The following is a 648-nucleotide window of genomic DNA, read 5'->3' as shown; positions in this document are numbered from 1 at the left end:
TTGGTTGGTCGCCTGGTTTAACCGTTTGATCTTTCGCAGTTGGTGTGTTCTTATCCGCATCTGTACGTGGATCTTTGACTGTTACCTTAACTGGAACTTCATCTTTAGAACCGTCTGGGTAAGTGACGATAACTGTAGCATCTTTGTCACCTTCAGTTGTTGTGTCAACAGGTGTCTTGTACTCGAACTTAGTGCCTTCTGGAAGATCACCAACATTACCGATGGAATCCTTGGCATTTGGTTGGTCGCCTGGTTTTACCGTTTGATCTTTAGCTACAGGAGTGTTCTTATCCGCATCCGTACGTGGATCTTTAACGATAACCTTAACTGGAACTTCGTCTTTAGAACCGTCTGGGTAAGTGACAACAACTGTTGCGTCTTTTTCGCCTTCTGTTGTTGTGTCAACAGGTGTCTTGTATTCGAACTTAGTACCTTCTGGAAGATCACCAACGTTGCCAATTGAATCCTTAGCATTTGGTTGATCACCTGGTTTAACCGTTTGATCTTTAGCCACAGGTGTATTCTTATCCGCATCCGTACGTGGGTCTTTAACGATTACCTTAACTGGAACTTCGTCTTTAGAGCCATCTGGGTAAGTAACGATAACTGTCGCATCTTTGTCGCCTTCTGTTGTTGTGTCAACAGGTG

The 648-nt window shown here is 44.0% G+C and carries 1 protein-coding gene; it reads right to left on the bottom strand.

Annotated elements, in window-relative coordinates; all coding sequences use genetic code 11:
* On the bottom strand, nt 1–648 hold a 648-nt coding region (locus HMPREF2867_RS08505; RefSeq protein ID WP_256263085.1), incomplete at both ends, for a Rib/alpha-like domain-containing protein.

This window comes from Streptococcus sp. HMSC064H09 (assembly GCF_001812625.1).
Classification (GTDB): Bacteria; Bacillota; Bacilli; order Lactobacillales; family Streptococcaceae; genus Streptococcus.
The sequence above is the reverse complement of the archived record's forward strand: the minus strand, read 5'-3'. Positions and strand labels throughout refer to the sequence as shown.